The organism is Nostoc sp. DedSLP04 (assembly GCF_034530775.1).
Taxonomy (GTDB): Bacteria; Cyanobacteriota; Cyanobacteriia; order Cyanobacteriales; family Nostocaceae; genus Nostoc.
The window spans coordinates 46,599-66,154 of record NZ_JAVRCL010000002.1 but is presented as its reverse complement, the minus strand read 5'-3'; the positions used below and the strand labels follow the sequence as shown (position 1 = coordinate 66,154).

17 protein-coding genes are annotated in these 19,556 nt (G+C 42.5%); 8 read left to right on the top strand and 9 right to left on the bottom strand.

Annotation, left to right across the window (positions count from 1 at the left end):
• Positions 1–2: 2 nt before the first annotated feature.
• Positions 3–956 (top strand): transposase, encoded by a 954-nt coding sequence (locus RMX89_RS01385; RefSeq protein WP_322687654.1) that lies wholly within the window; start codon positions 3–5, stop codon positions 954–956.
• A gap of 109 nt (positions 957–1,065) precedes the next feature.
• On the opposite strand, the gene RMX89_RS01380 is transcribed toward RMX89_RS01385, so the two are convergent.
• On the bottom strand, positions 1,066–1,485 hold the full coding sequence (locus RMX89_RS01380; protein ID WP_322687653.1) for a hypothetical protein: 420 nt from the start codon (positions 1,483–1,485) through the stop codon (positions 1,066–1,068).
• A gap of 9 nt (positions 1,486–1,494) precedes the next feature.
• Positions 1,495–1,839, bottom strand: coding sequence for a CU044_2847 family protein (locus RMX89_RS01375; protein WP_322687652.1), 345 nt, complete (start codon positions 1,837–1,839; stop codon positions 1,495–1,497).
• Between the two features lie 186 nt (positions 1,840–2,025).
• Between RMX89_RS01375 and RMX89_RS01370 the strand changes: the two genes are divergently transcribed.
• Both RMX89_RS01370 and RMX89_RS01365 read left to right on the top strand, forming a co-directional pair.
• A complete protein-coding gene (locus RMX89_RS01370) occupies positions 2,026–3,171 on the top strand; it encodes a hybrid sensor histidine kinase/response regulator (protein WP_322687651.1) in 1,146 nt (381 codons plus the stop codon).
• Between the two features lie 189 nt (positions 3,172–3,360).
• Positions 3,361–4,743 carry an aldehyde dehydrogenase gene (locus RMX89_RS01365; RefSeq protein WP_322687650.1) on the top strand — a complete coding sequence of 461 codons (1,383 nt, stop codon included), beginning with the start codon at positions 3,361–3,363 and terminating at the stop codon, positions 4,741–4,743.
• Between the two features lie 155 nt (positions 4,744–4,898).
• Here RMX89_RS01365 and RMX89_RS01360 read toward each other — a convergent pair whose 3' ends face one another.
• From RMX89_RS01360 to RMX89_RS01350, 3 genes are all read right to left on the bottom strand, one after another.
• Positions 4,899–5,504 (bottom strand): sulfite oxidase-like oxidoreductase, encoded by a 606-nt coding sequence (locus tag RMX89_RS01360; RefSeq protein WP_322687649.1) that lies wholly within the window; start codon positions 5,502–5,504, stop codon positions 4,899–4,901.
• A gap of 295 nt (positions 5,505–5,799) precedes the next feature.
• Positions 5,800–5,973 (bottom strand): 50S ribosomal protein L32, encoded by a 174-nt coding sequence (gene rpmF / locus RMX89_RS01355; protein WP_094328804.1) that lies wholly within the window; start codon positions 5,971–5,973, stop codon positions 5,800–5,802.
• 321 nt (positions 5,974–6,294) lie between these two features.
• A complete protein-coding gene (locus tag RMX89_RS01350) occupies positions 6,295–6,786 on the bottom strand; it encodes a hypothetical protein (protein ID WP_094348614.1) in 492 nt (163 codons plus the stop codon).
• A 203-nt stretch (positions 6,787–6,989) separates the two neighbouring features.
• On the opposite strand from RMX89_RS01350, the gene RMX89_RS01345 reads away from it, so the two are divergent.
• Positions 6,990–8,867, top strand: a complete 1,878-nt coding sequence (locus tag RMX89_RS01345) for a caspase family protein (RefSeq protein WP_322687648.1) — start codon at positions 6,990–6,992, stop codon at positions 8,865–8,867.
• A 90-nt stretch (positions 8,868–8,957) separates the two neighbouring features.
• Here the strand turns inward: RMX89_RS01345 and RMX89_RS01340 are convergent, their stop codons facing one another.
• Positions 8,958–9,335 (bottom strand): Mo-dependent nitrogenase C-terminal domain-containing protein, encoded by a 378-nt coding sequence (locus tag RMX89_RS01340; RefSeq protein WP_322687647.1) that lies wholly within the window; start codon positions 9,333–9,335, stop codon positions 8,958–8,960.
• Between the two features lie 520 nt (positions 9,336–9,855).
• Between RMX89_RS01340 and RMX89_RS01335 the strand changes: the two genes are divergently transcribed.
• Positions 9,856–10,479: a hypothetical protein gene (locus RMX89_RS01335; RefSeq protein WP_322687646.1), complete on the top strand. Its 624-nt coding sequence runs from the start codon at positions 9,856–9,858 to the stop codon at positions 10,477–10,479.
• Positions 10,480–10,658: 179 nt separating this feature from the next.
• On the opposite strand, the gene RMX89_RS01330 is transcribed toward RMX89_RS01335, so the two are convergent.
• The 3 genes from RMX89_RS01330 to RMX89_RS01320 form a co-directional block, all read right to left on the bottom strand.
• Positions 10,659–12,431 (bottom strand): ribonuclease J, encoded by a 1,773-nt coding sequence (locus RMX89_RS01330; RefSeq protein ID WP_322687645.1) that lies wholly within the window; start codon positions 12,429–12,431, stop codon positions 10,659–10,661.
• A 277-nt stretch (positions 12,432–12,708) separates the two neighbouring features.
• A complete protein-coding gene (dapA, locus tag RMX89_RS01325; RefSeq protein WP_322669676.1) occupies positions 12,709–13,593 on the bottom strand; it encodes a 4-hydroxy-tetrahydrodipicolinate synthase in 885 nt (294 codons plus the stop codon).
• Positions 13,594–13,811: 218 nt separating this feature from the next.
• Entirely contained in the window at positions 13,812–14,849 is a 1,038-nt protein-coding gene (locus tag RMX89_RS01320; protein ID WP_322687644.1) for an aspartate-semialdehyde dehydrogenase, read from the bottom strand.
• An 869-nt stretch (positions 14,850–15,718) separates the two neighbouring features.
• On the opposite strand from RMX89_RS01320, the gene tig reads away from it, so the two are divergent.
• The 3 genes from tig to clpX all read left to right on the top strand — a co-directional run bounded on the left by tig (position 15,719) and on the right by clpX (position 19,551).
• On the top strand, positions 15,719–17,158 hold the full coding sequence (gene tig, locus RMX89_RS01315) for a trigger factor (RefSeq protein WP_322687643.1): 1,440 nt from the start codon (positions 15,719–15,721) through the stop codon (positions 17,156–17,158).
• 344 nt (positions 17,159–17,502) lie between these two features.
• Complete coding sequence (clpP, locus tag RMX89_RS01310) at positions 17,503–18,201, top strand: ATP-dependent Clp endopeptidase proteolytic subunit ClpP (RefSeq protein ID WP_104905916.1); 699 nt, start codon at positions 17,503–17,505, stop codon at positions 18,199–18,201.
• Between the two features lie 9 nt (positions 18,202–18,210).
• A complete protein-coding gene (clpX, locus tag RMX89_RS01305) occupies positions 18,211–19,551 on the top strand; it encodes an ATP-dependent protease ATP-binding subunit ClpX (protein ID WP_322669673.1) in 1,341 nt (446 codons plus the stop codon).
• Positions 19,552–19,556 lie beyond the last annotated feature (5 nt).

Genomic DNA, 19,556 nt, shown 5'->3' with positions numbered 1-19,556 from the left:
TCATGACCGAGCAACTTACTGATTACGATAGTCCTTGGAAAGAAGTTATTGAGCTATATTTTCCCCGCTTTCTGGAATTCTTTTTCACCCAAGCTTATGGCGAAATCGACTGGACGCGACCTTATGAATTTCTAGACACAGAACTGCAACAGCTAGAACCAGATGCAGAAATTGGGCGGCGCTTGGTCGATAAAGTCGCAAAAGTTTGGCTACTGGATGGAGAGGAAGCTTGGGTATTGGTTCATGTGGAAGTCCAAGGGCAATATGACAGCCAATTTGCCGAACGGATGTACACATATAATTACCGCTTGTTTGACCGCCATAAAAAGCGAGTCATTAGTTTAGCAGTTTTAGCAGATGAACAAGTGAATTGGCGACCTTCCAGCTACAGCTATCAACTGGGAGGATGTCGCGTCAGCTTAAAGTTTCCTGTGGCGAAACTGTTGGACTATGAGCAAAGGTGGGAAACCTTGGAGCAAACTAGCAACCCCTTTGGTGTAATTGTGATGGCGCATCTCAAAACCAAGGCAACACAACGAAATCCACAAAATCGGCTACAGTGGAAACTAAGCTTAGTCAGACGGCTGTATGAACGGGGATATAGCCGGGAAGATATTCGGGAACTATTTCGGTTTATCGACTGGATAATGGTTTTGCCAAAAGAGTTGGCACTTAATTTTAAAACAGAAGTAAGAAGTTACGAGGAGGCAGATAGAATGCGGTACGTAACTAGTATTGAAAGGCTAGCAAAAGAAGAAGGAATTGTCGAAACTGCTAGAGAAAGCATCATTACCGTTCTAGAAACGCGCTTTGGAGAAGTGCCAAGCTCTATTATCGAAGTTATCAATGGGATAGAAGAACCATCTGTGCTAAAAATGCTTCATAAAAGTGCGATCGCAATTCCTACCACAGCAGAATTTCAACAAGTTTTAGATAGTCTCACCTCTGGAGAATGAGCGATCGCCTATTTTTTGATAAGAGTTCGATCGCAATTTTTTCTACAACAGAATTTCAGCAACTCTTAGATAATCTCACTTCTGGGCAATGAGCGATCGCTCTGATGCATTAACGTAACACGTCGATGCATTGGCATAACACGTCGATGTCTTGGCATAACACACCGATGCATTGGCATAACACGTCGATGTATTGGCATAACACGCCGATGTATTGGCATAACACGCCGATGTATTGGCATAACACGTCGATGCATTGGCATAACACGTCGATGTCTTGGCATAACACACCGATGTATTGGCATAACACGTCGATCGCCTGTTTTGTGGTGAGAGTGCGATCGCCTAAATAAACCAACTCAACCCCTTGCCCATTGATTCGCACTTCTTCCCAACCCCCTGCCAATTCAAGTACATGAGCGCAGGTGAGTAAATGTCCATTGGGTGAGATAAAAAAGCCTGTGCCTTGGATGCAACCTTCTGGAGTAGCGATCGCCACGGTACAAGCTTTAACTAATTCCCAATTCATGAAAATTTATTACTTGTTTTCTTCAAGTGCCAGTTTCCAAGTTATTTTCACCTTCAGTAATGCCTGCCCAGTGGATTCGACCACATAAACCGAGCCTTTGGCGGTAAAATTTACCCCAAACTCAACTTCTTTGCTTACAGGTTGTGATTCTTGCTGCAAGGTACGAAATGCCTTTGTAATTGGGCGACACCTGCGAACAATCAATTCCTTAACTGCATCGAAGTTAGCCTCTACTTTTTCTATGAGTAACTCACCAGTGGGCGATACACGACCTACTGATGCATCTGGTAGTTCAACTGCTACCAAAATCGTGCCCCCATCCTCTGTATTCAGTTCTAGAAGCTTACAAGCCATAATTTAATTAGCTTGTGGCTATATCTAAAAAAGGTAAGTAAAGTTGTTTTGAAAGTCAATTTGTATAAATTTGTTAGATAAACAATTTTTTTTGAAGAAAATATATCTAAGGGTAATATCTAGTAAAACTATACCAAGAAAGCAATTTCTCTAAAAATTTACTTTTACCCCGTACCTTACATCTATATGACTTCACAATCTTCTCGTTCTGACAAAATTCTGGTTGTCGATGACTCTCCTGATAACGTGTTTTTGATCAAAACTATTTTGGAGGAAGAAGGTTACACCATTAGCACCGCCGAAAATGGTATTTCAGCCTTAGCAGAATTAAAAGCATCGCCTTGTGACTTGGTTCTGCTGGATCTGATGATGCCAGGTATGGACGGGTACGAAGTCACCAAGCACATTCGCGGTGATATGAAATTGGCGCAATATATCCCCATACTGCTGATCACTGCCCACGATGCGCCCAACGTCGCCCACGGACTAGACTTGGGTGCTGATGATTTTATCCGCAAACCTGTAACAGTAGACGAATTGCTGGCACGAGTGCGATCGCTCCTACGCTTAAAGCATAGTATGGATGAACGTGATGAAATTGCTCGTCAGCGAGAAGATTTTGTCTCCCGTCTCACCCACGACTTACGCACTCCCTTGGTAGCTGCCGATCGAATGTTGATGCTATTTCAGCAAGGGGCATTGGGAACATTATCAACGCAAATGCAGGAAGTAATCGCCATCATGGCCCGTAGCAATATCAACCTGCTTTCTATGGTGAATACTTTATTGGAAGTTTATCGTTTTGAAGCGGGTCGCAAAAGTTTGGCGTTTCAACCGGTTAATCTGGGTCAATTACTAGATGAAGTGACTGGAGAATTGTCACCCTTAGCTCAAGATAAAACACTGTCCCTAAATTTGGATGTTACTGAAGAGTCAGTCACAAATACAGTGATGGGCGATCGCTTGGAACTACATCGTTTATTTACCAATCTCATCGGAAATGCGATCAAATTTACCGACTCCGGGTCTATTACTATTCGTTTTACTTCTCAACGCCATTTCAACAAAAGTAATCAATCTCAGTTCTCTGAAACATCCAATTCCGTTGACTACATTAGAATTGAAATAGCGGATACTGGCCCAGGTATTCGCCCTGAAGAACAAGCCACTATATTTGAACGATTTCGCCAAGGCAGTCATAAGAGTTCTGGTAGTGGCTTAGGACTGTATCTTGCTCGTCGAATTGTCGAGGCACATCAAGGCATTATTCTGCTTAATTCCGAGTTGGGCAAAGGTAGTATATTTATTGTGCTTCTACCCACCAAAGCATGAAAAACTAGTAATTATAAATTATGAATTATAGAGTTTTTTACCCTGGTAGTTCATGATTTATAACCTTACTAATATCTAACGATAATTTAAAGTAAAAAACTCACTTAAAAATCAAATGCTAAAAATTGAATAATTAAAGATGCTGAAATAATAGTATTAAGATGAAATAGTTTTTGAGAGGAAAAAACAATGATTACCACTGAATTATCTAATATTGGGAATATTCTCCAGACTCAGCGAGATTTTTTTCAAACGGGCAAAACTAAAGATGTAAATTTTCGCATTGAACAACTGAAAAATCTGAAGCAAGCAATCATTGAGCATGAACAGTCAATAGTCGAGGCATTAAAAACGGATTTACATAAACCAGAAGTAGAAACTTACCTTACAGAAATCAGTGTAATTAAGGATATTGATTACGCCATCAAACATCTTCAAAACTGGACTAAACCCCAAAAAGCAGCGGTTTCCTGGGATTTTTTTTCCTACTCAGCCAGAATTTATCCAGAACCATTAGGGGTTGTCTTAATTATTGGGCCTTGGAACTATCCATTTCAGTTAATTATCTCACCGTTAATAGGTGCGATCGCAGCCGGTAATTGTGCAATTATCAAACCTTCAGAAATTGCTTCTCATACGTCTGATGTCATTGCTAAGATTATTGCCAAACATTTTGACCCTGCTTATCTTGCAGTGGTTGAAGGAGGCGTAGAAGCAAGTCAAAAACTACTTGCAGAAAAGTTTGACCATATCTTTTTTACTGGTGGTACAGCCGTCGGCAAAATCATCATGGCAGCAGCGGCAAAATATCTCACACCAGTGACTTTAGAATTGGGTGGCAAAAGTCCTTGTATTGTAGATACTGACATTAATCTTGAACACAGTGTCAGACGAATTACTTGGGGCAAATTCATTAATGCTGGACAAACTTGTATCGCCCCCGACTATCTTTTAGTTAATAAAACAATCAAAAAAGATTTAATAAATGGTCTGGAAAAATCTTTAAAAGAATTTTATGGTGATAATCCTGTAAACAGTCCTGATTATGCCCGGATTATCAGTGAAAAACACTTTGAGAGATTAGTTAGTTTTCTTAAAGACGGTGAAGTTGTCATCGGTGGAGAAAATCAACCTTCAGAGCGTTATATTGCCCCAACACTGATTGATAATGTCTCCCTAGAAGATTCTGTCATGCAGGAAGAAATCTTTGGGCCCATTTTACCCATCATTGAATATACTGACATTGCAGAAGCGATCGCTTTGATTAACTCTAGACCCAAACCCTTGGCGTTATACTTATTTTCTCAAGATAAAAACCTGCAAAAGCGAGTTTTGCAGGAAACTTCCTCTGGTGGAGTTTGTATTAATGACACAGTGATGCAGGTTGGTGTCTCGTCTTTACCATTTGGTGGAGTGGGAGATAGCGGTATCGGCAACTATCACGGCAAAGCTAGCTTTGACACCTTTTCCCATAAGAAAAGTGTATTGCAAAACTCCTTCTGGCTGGATTTAAAATGGCGATATGCTCCATATCAGGGCAAATTGCCGCTAATCAAGAAACTTCTGGGTTAAAAAAAGTTATGAGTTATGAGTTATGAGTTAGGAGTTATGAATTATGAATTTTTAACTCTAAATTCCTAACTCCTAACTTCTAACTCTTAACTATTAAATTTAGCTCCAAATTCCTAACTCCTAACTCCTAACTTCTAACTCCTAACTATTAATTATTAAAAGCTAAAAGCGTTGCTGTAACGCTCCTCAGCCCAGGGTTCACCACGGCGATGGTAGCCATTGCGCTCCCAAAAACCAAGTTCTTCAGCAGCTAAAAATTCCAAACCATTAATCCACTTAGCACTTTTCCAAGCGTAGAGGTGGGGTACAACTAGCCTCATCGGCCCACCGTGTTCAGATGGAAGGTCTTCACCAAAGACTTTAAAAGCAAAGAAGTTTTCTTCGCGCAGAAAATCTTCTACAGAAATATTGGTGGTGTAGCCGCCATAGCAGTGTTCCATAACATGGGCTACTTTCGGGTCTAATTCAATCAGACCCATAAAATCTGTAACTTTAATGCCAGTCCATTTGACATCAAGTTTAGACCAGCGCGTTACACAGTGGAAGTCAGCTGTGAATTCGTGTTGAGGTAGCGCCATAAAATCTGACCAACTAAAGGTAGTAGATTTTGCTAAACCCCAAACTCGAAACTCCCATTCCTCAGTGCTGACTTTGGGAGTTTCGCCGTAAGTTAATACGGGGAAACCTTTAGCTAAGTGTTGACCAGGAGGGACGCGTTCGCTTTCTTCTTTACCTGGTTTATGAAAAAATTTTCCTATCATAATTAGAGAAAAATAAGTTTTCTCAAGATGTTTACAAGCTTTTTTGCTGAGTTGCCAACAGCACCAGATGTTTTACTCTTTATATAAACTCTTGAATGATAGGTAATGGGTAATGGATATTTCCAATTACTCACTACCAATTTTTTTCGATCTAATGAGCTTATGTAGAGTGTCTATGACTCATAATGCAATCAGGAAAGCTAAGAAAAAGCATTTATCTAGCGATCGGAAGTTTGATTGTTGAGTTTGGCAATCAAATCTATCGGTGCTATTCGTGCTTTTCCTGACTGAAAAATTATGATTCTTCTTCCTCTTCTTCAGCAGCTGGATAAACAAATGTAGAACGTCCAGTCAAAATTGACTTACCCAAAGATAGGGCTTTTTGAGCTTCAACGACGGCTTTATGCCTCCAGGTAGCTCGACGTTTATCTCGTTTTGATTTGGAAGTTTTCTTCTTAGGAACAGCCATGTCAGCAGATATCGCGATTTTTGACAACCTTCTTATTCTAGGCCATCCACTGACGCCAAAGACAATAGTTGAGTCAGGAATAAGTAAGTTGGGTTAAGACTGACACTAGGACGCGGGAACAGCAAGAATGACTTTCTTTTAAGGACTGACAAGAAATAATTATCCATCTTGTGGGGTGGGCATCCTGCCCGCCCTGAATATGGGACGGGTGAGGACACCCATCCCACAAGAAAATTTGGGATATTTTTTATTTGGAAGTCCCTAAGTTCCCCCAAGGTTCCGAGCCAAAAAAGCTTCGGCTCGGACTTCTAGCTCAACCCGTCATTTTGGCGTTGACACAGCGCTAGCTGCTGGAACTTGATTAGAGTTATTTTCAAAGAAAAGTAAAGATCGCGCAGTTTTGAAGTAAGTGGCCCAATTTTGAGCATCAGGACGCGATCGCCATTGAGGACGACTGACATCTAATGTCAGGACTGGTGCGATCGCTCCATAATTTTGTACGGATACAATTATGGAAACATCTGTCACCAAGATATCTTGGTCGAAGCTCCTTTGAGCAGCTGCCCTAGCGACCGCTTCCGCTCTCCTGAGAACGGTTTCATAGTTTTCTTCTGGCAGGCGGTCAATAGCTAGATCGACTCTAGCGGTGTAAGCTCGCACAAGCTGCGGTGCGATCGCTTCCATCAAAAACCACGCAGGAACAGTAGATATGAGCAAAACTACTAAAGGAATTATCCGGATTCTTCTGGCAATTTGGCTAATAACTGAAAAGGGAGCGAGCGATGATGGTAGGTGAGCAGAAATTTTGCTCATGACCTTCTATCTCCTTAGTAATGATCTGTTATTGAAATTAGGTAAAGGTATTTTCCGGCTAAATAACGTAATAAAAATTACATTCTAACTTAAGATTCAATCAGAATCACCTAGACTATAAGACATAGGTTAGCTTTGTTTGATTTGACAAAGCCAACCGCAATTTTAAGACCAGCAAACAACAATAACTGACAAAGAGCGGGATGGCAAATTACTGGGCGATCGCGATTGGTATCAATCAATATCAGTTATTTCAACCTTTAAGTTGTGCCCAAGCAGATGCTGAGGCACTAGAAGATTTTTTGGTGACAGAGGCAGGTTTTCTCCCCAAGCACTGTCTAGTCATGACAGATACTTCGCCGCCGATTGGGGATAGATCGACTTACCCGACGAAGGAAAATATTTTGCTGCTACTTGAAGATTTGGCAGCAACAAGTTGGCAACCGGAAGACTATCTGTGGTTATTTTTTAGCGGCTATGGAGTTAATTACAAGGGTAAAGATTACTTAATGCCAGCAGAGGGGAACCCGGAACTGGTGCAAGAGACTGGCATAGAATTGCGATCGCTAATGCAAAGTCTGCAACTTGCCGATCTGAATGTATTGCTACTACTCGACATCAACCGCGCTTTTGGTACTCAAGCGGATGCTCCCGTTGGTGAAGAAACAATAGAACTAGCCCAAGAACTACAACTGGCGACTATTCTTTCTTGCCAACCAGAGCAATTTTCCAATGAGAGTAGCGAATTAGGTCACGGATTCTTTACAGCAGCTTTGTTAGAAGCTTTGCGTTCTGGTAATGGCAGCAACTTGGCAGATTTAGAAAGCTACCTCAGCCTGATCGTGCCAAAGTTATGTCACCACCACTGGCGTCCTATCCAAAACCCCGCCACGATCATCCCATCAAGGCAGCAAGTAATCTTGCCAAAATTGGCAATGGAAAATAATTTTCAACCAGAACCCGTAATTTATCCTGAAGAATCCTTTGCTGTTGCCCTTGCAGCTCCTCGTCTCGACGATTCCGCTAGAACTTCAGCAGATCCAGGCAGACGGGGAGAAGTTAGTGTGAACTCCTCCCAACAGGCGAAAGGTCAAAAAGCCCAGGAGTCGGGTAGCAGATTAGTTTCCCAGCCAATGGCGGAAACTTCCTTGGGAGTGAATACCAAAGGAAGATTTATCCCTAATTCCTCCAAAGGTTACGTCTCTCGATTGCCAGCGAATCAGCCAAGCATCCCTTTTTGGAAACAGTTTATTTTGTGGGGCGGAGGCAGCTTGCTGGTAGCAGGTTTAATCGCCGTAGTTTTTCTACGAAATCAAGAAACTTTTAGAATTAAGCAAATATCAAGTGCATCACCCAATGCTACTGTTAGCGATCGCCAGGTTGTCGAGAATTTACCAAGCGATGTCTCCGACGGGCTACGCCTACGCACTCCACCAGTTAGACTCAAAAATCAATCTAGCGCCCAAATAACCTCTAGTTCCGAGTCGAAAAAGCGGAATCAAGCAGTATTAGACCTGGCGAAAATGTCGCTCAGACAAACTCAGGCGAGCGATTTGAGTATGGCGATCGCTACAGCCCGAAAAATTCAACCTGGCGAACCACTGTACGAACAAGCTCAGGAGAATATTAAGATTTGGAGCCAGATGATTTTAGATTTAGCAGAAGGTCGTGCTAAACAAAGACAGTATGCAAGCGCTATTGCTGCGGCTCGATTAATTACCAAAGATGAAGCCCCCTACGCGAAGGCACAAGCAGCAATTAACCTGTGGCGCTTAGAGGGTAAGCAGTATGTGAGTAACAAAACTCTTTTAGATGCAGCGAATGCCTTAATTAAGCCCGAACAGGCATCTACCTACAATCGGGCGATCGAAGTTGCCAAGAAAGTACCACCCGGACAACCAGGCTTCGATACTGCCCAAAAATCGATCGATAAATGGAGTGAGAAAATTTTAGACTTGGCAAAGCGTCGCGCCGCCGAAGGAGAACGTAACGCCGCAATTGCCACCGCAGCCTTAGTGCCAGAGGAGACAGGCGCTTACGAAGATGCTCAGGATGCCATCCAAAAATGGCAAAAGAAATAGTAAAAAAATAGTAAAAAATAGCAGAGAGTTAGGAGTTAGGAGTTATATTATTGATCCCTGAGTCGTTATTCCTTACTCCTAACTTTTCCCTCAACAGTACTGAGATATATCTTCGCCGCATTCATCGGCTAGATAACACATCGCTCGGAAACGTAAACCAACCACTTCTTCATATAAGGGGTTGAGCTTGCACATCGGCGGGATGTGAAACAAGGTCTTGCCAAATAATTTGACATCGCGCTCAAAGGGGCACTGAGATGGAATCAGTTTGCACAAACGGTGAGCTAGTTGGCGATCGCGGACTTGAATGTTTTCTACTCGCTGCCGTAAGGGTTGGAGAATATCCCAGTGAGGCTTGGAAGGAGAATGGTTTAACTGGGTTACTTTATGGTCAGTAGTCTCTGCTTGATTGATTGATACCCAGCTAGCCAGAAAAATCTTTTTTGTGGTATTGTCGAATACCTTCATGGTTAACCCTCTGTGTTATTGAGGCTATTCACCTTTTTGATGAATATATACAACGTGGCAACGAACTTTCCCGGAAAAATCGCGTTCTGACTGCGATATAATGTAATACCTGATTAGCCACTTAAGTCAGAACCTAATTTATTACTACGTCAAGTTAATCGCAAATTTCTGGGGATCGGTAGTGTAATATTACGATCTTGTTCATAACTTGACACAGTTTAAATTTTAATAAAGACATCCATCATTGGATAGGTTTTAGTGTAACATTTACACAACTTAATATAAGGTCTTTCTGAAAGAATTTTTGCTAAGTATAAACATCGATAATACCCTAGAAGGCATTTTTCCTCTCCGTGTTCCCACTTTTTCACGTAAGTGTGTCTTGTTCATCGCTAATTGAATACCGCAAAAGTAGTGATTTTTGATTGAGTAAAATCGATCGCATTTCACAAAATTTAGGTTGGCAGTGGCAATTTGAGAGTGATACAGTCTGAAGCGTTAAAATCAGATGAGCTTGCTTATGGTTTCTGTATTCTACAGCGCAATTCCTCCTGACAGTACGCTGTATGCACGGCTTCTACGTGAAAAGGCACTCAGTATCCTTGTAGCTTATCTTTTCCCCTATGGTTGCAGCATTTTCCGCTTTTTTGAAATTGAGCCTGAAGAGATTGACGAAATCGTGGAAGATGTTATCGAAACAGAACAAGAGACTTTTGGATCTGAGCTAGAAGCAAATCGGGTAATCGCACAATTGCGGTCTGAGTTAAGGCTTACTCGTCAAGTCTATCCAGGGATTGAAGATAGAACAGCAACACTAGAAAAATCATCTGCTGAGATCAAGGAACGTTTGTCGCAAGAGCTATCGAGAAGAAAGTTTGCGAATGCCGATGAGATTGTTGAAAAGCTCATGTTCGGAGATCAAACTTTTGCTCCAACTCTATTGTCAGCAGAGGAGTCATTGGGACTGATATCCCGTGAGCTAGTCAGTGAAGGAGCAAGCATTTTACGACAAATCGATCCTGAAACACTGTTTGCAAGAGATGAAGGTCGGGAAGGATGGTATCTTGACCACTTTGAGCAGTGGAGAGATTTGTATCTTTCAGCAGACGATAAAAATGAAGAGATATTGGTTGGAGTTGCTTGAGGCGACAGCAACCTAACAAGTTAGCTCGCCTCCAATAACTATAGATAATTTCTATGCCCATTATAAAAGAAAGCGCAAAGACGTTCAGAAAAATTCTGTGTCTTTGCGCCAATCAAAATCTGAGCAGTGGCTTTCACTGCTCAAACTTATCTCTGTATGAGATTTTTACCTGAAATTTTCTATGATGCTACCTGAGCAGCAGTCCGAGTCCGCCGTCTTCTGCCATCGGCAACTTTTACAGGTGGCTCATCAGGGATTTGCATCAACAAAGTCACAGATGGCTGACATTGTAATTCCCGACGGATGGAACGTTGCAATTCTCGTTCTAAAGTACCTTGCAATCCACCCCAGTCTATATCTGCTGCTTCACCTTGCTCAGGAGCAAATTCTGTCCAGCGCACAGAGAGAATTTCCTCAATGCGTTGTTTTACCCAGGTTTGCAGGAGCGATCGCTCTACACTTGTCACTACACCCCGGAGGTGAGTTTCTGGTTTTGCTAACAGTTTACCATTCCAATCAATGGCAGCTGCGATCGTGATGATGCCTTCTGAAGCCATGCGTTGCCGTTCTTGCAGCACTTTCGCACTTACCATACCCGAACTAGTAGTATCCACCAGTTCTATACCAGATGGCACTTTCCCAGCGACGCAAATGGCATCTTCTGTCAGTTCGACAATATCACCATTCTGAATAATGATCGTGTTTTCTGCGGGAATGCCCATACTCTGAGCCGTTTCTGCGTGCTTCACTAGCATCCGATGTTCGCCGTGAAATGGCACAAAGAATTTGGGTCGAGTTAAGGCAATCATCAGTTTTTGTTCTTCCTGACAGCCGTGACCGGAGACGTGAATTCCTTTATCCCGTCCATAGACCACTTTTGCACCTTGAATCATTAATTTATCAATGGTGTTGACTACAGCGATCGTATTTCCGGGAATTGGGTTAGCAGAGAATACTACCGTATCTCCTTCGCGGATTTTAATGTGAGGATGTTCTTTGTTAGCAATGCGGGTCATGGCTGCCATCAATTCACCCTGAGAACCTGTAGTTAAAATCAGCACTCTTTCATCGGGTAGGTTGCGGACAGCGTGCAATGGTTGCAGCAGATTGTCTTCACACTTGATGTAACCTAAATTGCGGGCATGAGCAATCAAGTTCAGCATGGAACGCCCGACAACTGTCACTACACGATTCTGCTTCTTGGCAATATCCAAAATCATGTTGATGCGATGGACGCTAGAAGCAAAGGTCGTGACAAATAATCGCCCAGGTGCTTGACTAAATACTCTCTCCAGATTGGGATAAACTGAACGTTCTGAAGGTGTAAATCCTGGCACTTCCGAATTAGTGGAATCACTTAGTAAACAAAGAACGCCTTTTTCTCCATGTTCTGCTAGGCGTTGCAAGTCAAACTTTTCACCATCCACTGGGGTGTGATCGATTTTAAAATCCCCTGTGTGAATAACTACACCCAGGGGAGTATGAATGGCAACTGTGAAACTATCAGCGATGGAGTGAGTATTACGGATATATTCAACTAAAAAGTTTTTGCCAATCCGCACCACATCACGTGGTAGAACTGTTCTGATTTCTGTGCGATCGCGGACTCCTGCTTCTTCTAATTTACCCTCTAGCATTGCCATTGCTAATCTGGGGCCATAAATCACTGGGATATCAAATTGCTTGAGATGAAAAGCAATCCCGCCGATATGGTCTTCATGACCGTGAGTAACAATCATCCCTTTAATTTTGTGCCGATTTTCCCGCAGATAGGTCATATCTGGTAAAACAATATTGACTCCATGCATCATTTCTGTGGGAAAAGCTAATCCTGCATCTAACAGGATAATTTCATCGTCATACTCGAAAAGACAGGTATTTTTACCAATTTCATGCAAACCGCCCAAAGGAATAATTTTCAAGGCGGAATTATTAGCTTCGTTTTTAGCCATTTTCTCCTTAGATTGTTACTTTTGATTAATTAAGTTGATAGTTAACTTTCCTTGTATTTCAGACAACATCTGTCTTTTAAGCCAGTCCCAAAGCAATCAAGTTTTAATTGAAGATTTCAATTTTTTATTCAATAAAATCAACTGTAAAACTCAAGGATTCATAGTATATCTATCAGTCCTAGCACAGGTTTTTAAATGCAACTTATGAACAATTACGATCGTTGTGTATATGTATCTTTGGCAAGGAGGAGAGTATCAACATTTAAATAGCTGGTGGTTAAATTAAACTAAGTTCTTTCAGAATCGCTTCTAACTTTTGACTTACTTCTAAATCAGCTTCACATAGCGGCGGACGAGTTGAACCAACCTCCCAACCTTGAAGTTGCAGTGCTTTTTTCACTGGAATGGGATTTGAAGTAAGAAATAAAGCTTTAAACAACGGAAATAATTGGAGATGAATGTCGCTTGCTACCTCAACTTTTCCCGCCCTAAAAGCTTGAATCATCTGCTGTAGTTGGTTTCCTACCAGATGAGAAGCCACACTTACCACACCCTTTGCCCCGATCGCTAACAAGGGCAAAGTCATGTAATCATCACCAGAATAGATGTGGAATTCTTTTGGTGTCAAGCGACGAATAACGCTAGCCTGATCTATATTACCAGTGGATTCTTTAATCCCGACAATATTGTTAACCTCAGCTAACCGGGCAACTGTTTCTGGCTGAAGGTTTTGTCCGGTACGACCTGGGACATTATATAACAACAACGGTAAGTCGGGACAGGCTTGTGCTATTGCCTTAAAGTGCGCTTCCAATCCCGCTTGCGGCGGTTTGTTGTAATAAGGAACAACTTGTAAGGAACCATGTACTCCTATTTTAGACGCTTTTTGGGTGGCTGCGATCGCTTCTTTGGTGGAATTCGATCCACAACCTGCGATTACCTTGGCTTTTCCGGCCACGGACTGTAATACCTCGACAAACAACTGGTATTCCTCATCCCAACTTAGTGTCGGGGATTCTCCGGTTGTGCCGCACATCACCAATGTATCTGTACCGTTGTTAGCTAGATGCGCCGCCAGTTCTGCCGCTACATCATAGTTGACACTACCATCTGCTTTAAATGGCGTAATCATAGCGGTTAAAACATTGCCAAAATCTCCCACCCTTTTTTCACTCCTGATTACCCATGTTTTTATATCTTGGTGGTTCTCTATTGTAATAACCTATTTGCAAATTGCTTTCAAGTGTCATTAGTCATTTGTTATTTGTCCTTTGTCATTTGTCATTTTACTAATTACCAATGACTAATACAACTCTTGGAGAGGCTGCGCCCGAAGCGTAGCTATGCCGCAGGCTTTACGACTACGCTCAGTACAAGTGACTAATGACTAATAGCTAATGGTTTAAGTAGATTTTTCTCTACTAACAATTCGGCTATTTGTACTGCATTCAATGCTGCACCTTTGCGAATTTGGTCGCCACATAACCATAATTCCAAGCCACAAGGATGAGAAATATCCTGGCGAATTCTTCCCACTAAAACTTCATCTCGACCGGTTGCTTCTATTGGCATCGGAAAATGATTCGTTCCCCAATCTTCTACCAATTTTACTCCCGGGGAGGAATTTAAAATTTCTTTGGCTTCGTTCGCACTGAAAGGAGTCTCAAATTCTAAATTAATGGCTTCTGAGTGAGCGCGGAGTACGGGAACCCGTATACAGGTTGCAGTGATTCTGATTTGCTGCGTACCAAATATTTTTCGGGTTTCGTTGACCATTTTCATTTCTTCCTCACAGTAACCCAAATCGTTTAATGGGGAGTTATGCGGGAATAAATTAAATGCCAATGGATAAGGCAATATTTCGGCAATCGCTGGCTGTCCTTGTAGTATAGCGCTTGTTTGGGTTTTAACTTCTGCCATTGCCCTAGCCCCAGCACCACTAGCAGATTGGTAGGTTGCAGCGACGATGCGTTGCACTGGTTTAACTTTATGCAATGGCCAGACTGCCACAGACATTAAAATTGTTGTGCAGTTGGGGTTAGCAATAATGCCTTGGTGATGCGCCGCAGCTTGGGGATTCACCTCTGGAACTACTAAGGGAACTTCCGGGTTCATCCGAAAAGCACTGGAGTTGTCAATTACCACTGCGCCCTTTTCCACAGCAACTGCTGCCCAAGTTTTGGATGTGGAACCACCTGCACTAGCTAGTACTATATCGACATTTTCAAAGGCGCGATCGCTCACTGCCTCTATTGGTATATTTTCACCTTTAAACCGCAGCGATCGCCCCGCACTCCGCTCTGATGCCAATAACTTCAAGTCAGCAACCGGAAAATTACGACTTTCTAATAATTCCAGCAACTCTGTGCCTACTGCACCAGTAGCTCCTAAAATAGCTAAACGATAGGATTTCGACAAACTTGCTTCCTCCTTATTAAGAGACTTAATCTGCAATTTCTTGGAACAATGGACAATTTAGTTATATTTAAATAGCGATCGCAGTCTGGAAATACATTTTAAATAGGTTTAAATTTTTCTTTCATTTAATATATCTTTATATATTTAATACATTTTTTTATAATGTTGCATTTTAAAATAACGCCGATTTTTTCATCAATAACTATAACTATATATTATACAATAAACCGCTATTTATCAGAAAAAGGGAGATATCTGCATTTAGGGGTTTAACAAGCATCCTTCCTGTAAAGAAACAAATGTATTGGCTACAAACTTGTTTACCAAAGATGATGAATATACTACGAGCTAAATGCAAAAAGCCAGCACAACACTGAGCTATGTGGTTAAGTGACAGATGCACTCTCGTACCACACATAACTTAATAATAGCTAGATAATAGCTAGACTCAATACTATAACTTTAATTTGAGGTACTAACCACTCTTTGAGACCAGGATATCACGGCGTTAGCCCACTGAATAATTAATTCCCAAGTTTTAGAGTGAGTCGGGGGTGAAGAAGGGAATAGCGTATTAGGTTACAGGGTAGAGGTGACAGGGTAAGGGTTACAGATTATTTCCCTATCACCTCCCCCTTAATATCAATGCCCCATTAACCAAATTGTTATGAAAGTAAAATATCAAGTCCTTGATAATTGGCAGTAAACTGGATCTTTGCCCCAAGACAAACATCCATCCTTGGATGTCACAAGACCTTTTGGCAAACTTCCATTGCCCTAAGAGACATCAAGCTATAAACGCAAACAATTATTTTATTGCGTTTTGTGTGTACTCGGAGTATAAAATACCAGAAAACTAGAGACAAAGCATGAAAGTTACCCAGGAAAAACTTCCCGCCAGCCAAATTGGCCTGGAAATAGAGATTACGCCGGAAATTACCAAGCAAACTTACGAACAGGTCATTAAAAACTTAGCGAGTACTGCCAATATTCCTGGGTTTCGTAAAGGCAAGGTGCCTCGGCCGATATTACTACAACGGCTGGGTACAACTCGAATCAAGGCAGCGGCGCTGGAAGAACTAATTCAAGATGGCATTGAGCAAGCAGTCAAACAAGAAGCCATCCCAGCAATCGGTCAGCCGCAATTGCGCTCCTCTTTTGAGGATTTGATTAATAATTATGAACCGGGAAAACCCTTGACGATTTCGGCTGCTGTGGATGTAGAACCAGAAGTGAATCTAGTGCAGTACACTGATTTGCAAGCCAAAGCCGAAGAAGTCAAGTTCGATCCAGAGCAAGTGGAGAACACGCTGGATAAGGAACGTCAAGAATTGGCGACATTGATTCCTGTAGAAGGACGTGCAGCTCAAATTGGCGATATTGCCGTAGTCGATTTTAAAGGTTCATTCGCCAGAGTTGAGGGCGAGGACGAAACAACAGAACTAGAACCGATTCCCGGAGCCGAAGCAACTGATTTTCAGGTTGAGTTGCAGGAAGATAAGTTTATTCCAGGCTTTATTTCGGGAATAGTGGGGATGAATCCTGAAGAAACCAAAGAGATTGCAGCACAGTTCCCAGATCCTTATGCTAATGAAGAATTAGCTGGAAAAGCGGCAACTTTTACCGTGACGCTCAAAGAACTGAAAGAAAAGGAACTACCAGAAGTAAATGACGATTTCGCCCAGGAAATCAGCGATTTTGAAACCTTAGAGGAGTTACGCGCTTCTTTGGTAGAGCGATATCAAAAAGAGGCGGACGACAAAACAAAAACCAATAAGCAGGAAGCCTTGTTAACGGAACTGCTCAAGCAGGTAGAAGTTGACTTACCAGCAACCTTGATTGAGCAAGAAGTGGATGCAATGCTAACGCAAACAGCAATCCGGCTGTCTCAGCAGGGATTGGATGTGAGAAAGCTGTTTACTCAAGATATTATTCCGCAATTGCGGGAGCGATCGCGTACTGAAGCAATTGAACGCATCAAACGCTCCTTATCCTTGCGAGAAATCGGCAAACGCGAATCTATCGAGGTAACACCAGAAGAAATCGCAGCCAGAGTCACAGAACTTTTGGAGCAATACTCAGAGGAACAAGACGTTGATGAAGATAAACTGCGCTCAATCGTGGAAAACGAACTGTTAACCGAAAAAATCATCGATTGGCTCTTAGAACACTCATCAGTTGAACTTGTACCCGAAGGTTCTTTGAGTCCTGCGGAGGAAACGGAAGACGCAGAATCAGATGCTGATGCTGATGCACCTCAGACTGAGGAAGAAAACAGCGAAGCTTCTACAGAAGTTACAGAAGGATAATAAAAAATCCCACAACCATGAGTTCACCAGTTCTGAGTTAAAGTACTGGTGAAATGGGTAAGCTAAGGGAGATGAGGGAGCAGAGAGCAGGGGAAAATAACCAATACCCAATGCCCAATGCCCCATGCCCCATGACTCAGGGATGAAGTCAAAATAATTAAAGAATTAATGAATTTTCGGCAAATAGTGACACTTGTTATCACTTGAGCTTGATACTGTGTTACACGAGAGGAAATTATATGAGGCATAATGGTTAACACGTAGCTTATAAAAATTCCATTCGTTGAAAAGGCAGCATCTGCTGCTGAAACATTTGTCCTAAATAATTCTCAAAGAAAGCTTGTATGCTTGAATCGCAGTCGGGAAATTCCCCAATCAGCAACTTAAGTCGAATAAACATTAACTCCCAGTTAAGCAGCCCTAGCAACATCGTGCCGATGGTGATAGAGCAATCTGGCATGGGAGAAAGAGCTTTCGACATCTACTCCCGCCTGCTGCGAGAGCGGATTATCTTTTTAGGAACGCCAATAGACGATGCCGTAGCCAACTCAATTGTGGCTCAGTTGTTATTCCTAGACGCCGAAGACTCAGAAAAAGACATCCAACTGTATGTTAATTCTCCTGGCGGCTCCGTCTACGCAGGGATGGCAATCTATGATACAATACAGCAAATTCGCCCTGATGTTGTTACCATCTGTTTTGGATTAGCCGCGAGCATGGGGGCATTTTTGTTGACAGCAGGGGCTGCCGGTAAGCGAATGTCTCTGCCCGACTCCCGGATTATGATTCACCAACCACTTGGTGGCGCTCAAGGTCAAGCCATTGACATTGAAATTCAAGCCAGAGAAATTCTTTACGTAAAGGCTAAGTTGAATCAGCTAATGGCTCACCATACTGGTCAACCCTTAGAAAGAATAGAAGCAGATACTGAGCGCGACTTTTTTATGTCGGCAGAAGAGGCAAAAAACTACGGTTTGATCGATCAAGTCATTTCCAGGCAAAATCTTCCCGTAGCAGGGGAAAACGTCACCATTCTGAAATAAGAGGCTGGTATGGTTAAGTACGACTCCCATTTAAAATGTTCATTTTGTGGCAAGTCTCAAGAGCAGGTGCGTAAGTTAATCGCAGGGCCGGGAGTCTACATCTGCGATGAATGCGTTGACTTGTGTAATGAAATACTAGACGAGGAGTTGCTCGATACCAGTGGTGCGGCAGCACAACCAGCACCAAGAGCAGAACCACCTGAAAAACGGCGTACCCACTCTGCTAGTATTTCGTTTAATCAAATACCCAAGCCAAGAGAGATTAAAAAGTATCTAGACGAACACGTTATTGGTCAAGACGAAGCGAAGAAAGTGCTTTCAGTCGCTGTTTACAATCACTACAAGCGGCTGGCGGTGATTCAGTCTAAGGCCAGTGGCAAACCTGGGGCGGATGATGCCATAGAACTGCAAAAGTCCAACATCTTGTTAATCGGCCCGACTGGTTGCGGCAAAACTCTCTTAGCCCAAACCCTAGCGAAAATCCTGGATGTACCCTTTGCCGTAGCCGATGCGACGACGCTGACGGAAGCTGGGTATGTGGGAGAAGATGTGGAAAATATCTTGCTGCGACTGTTACAGGTGGCAGATTTGGATATAGAGGAAGCGCAACGGGGAATTATTTACATTGACGAAATTGACAAAATTGCTCGTAAGAGCGAGAACACGTCAATTACCCGCGATGTTTCTGGCGAAGGCGTGCAGCAAGCCTTGCTGAAAATGTTAGAGGGAACGATCGCTAATGTACCACCCCAAGGAGGGCGCAAGCATCCTTATCAAGACTGCATCCAGATTGATACAAGTAATATTTTGTTCGTCTGTGGTGGTGCCTTCGTTGGCTTAGAAAAGATTGTAGATCAGAGAGTTGGCAAAAAAGCAATCGGCTTTGTGCAGCCAGGAGAAGGCCAATCGAAGGAAAAACGAGCAGCAGACACGCTTCGCCATCTAGAACCGGATGATTTAGTAAAATTTGGCCTGATTCCAGAATTTATTGGGCGGATGCCAATGGTAGCAGTAGTAGATCCGTTAGATGAAGAAGCACTGATGGCGATTCTCACTCAACCACGCAGCGCGCTAGTGAAGCAGTACCAAAAACTGCTGAAGATGGATAATGTCCAGCTAGATTTTAAAGCAGATGCTTTACGAGCGATCGCTCAAGAAGCTTACCGCCGTAAAACTGGTGCGAGAGCATTACGTGGTATTGTTGAAGAATTAATGCTGGATGTAATGTATGAGTTACCATCCCGTAAGGATGTGACACGCTGTACAGTAACACGGGAGATGGTCGAGAAGCGATCGACTGCCGAACTGATAATACATCCGTCTTCACTACCGAAGCCAGAATCAGCTTAATAGTC